The organism is Cognatundibacterium luofuense, assembly GCF_018139685.1.
GTDB classification, from domain to species: Bacteria; Pseudomonadota; Gammaproteobacteria; order Burkholderiales; family Burkholderiaceae_D; genus Undibacterium; species Undibacterium luofuense.
Genome location: NZ_JAGSPN010000432.1, coordinates 1 through 324, shown reverse-complemented (window position 1 = coordinate 324; position 324 = coordinate 1). Strand labels below are relative to the sequence as shown.

Sequence of the window (324 nt, the reverse complement as noted above, 5' to 3'; positions counted from 1 at the left end):
ATCTAGGGAAGCAATAATGAAAATAAACCTTAGCTTCAAACATAAGGCACTTGTGCTGGCACTGTTTGCCGTGACACAGAGTTATGTCGGCCTGGCGCAAGCGGCAACATCCACCGCCGTTGTCAACGCTGCTGCAGATGGTGCTGAAGTACCTGTCAATACAGTCCGGGAACGCTATACCAAATACGAATACCAGATTCCTATGCGCGATGGCGTTAAGCTGTTTACTGTGGTGTATGTTCCCAAAGACAGTAGCCAGACTTACCCGTTTCTGATGCAGCGCACACCTTACGGTTCCGGTGTACATGCCGGTGGCGAGAGTCA

Annotated in this window: 1 pseudogene; it reads left to right on the top strand. The window is 50.3% G+C overall.

Annotated features, from left to right (window positions below):
- Positions 1-16 precede the first annotated feature (16 nt).
- Positions 17-324, top strand: a pseudogene (locus KDM89_RS21100) (hypothetical protein); the annotation flags it as partial.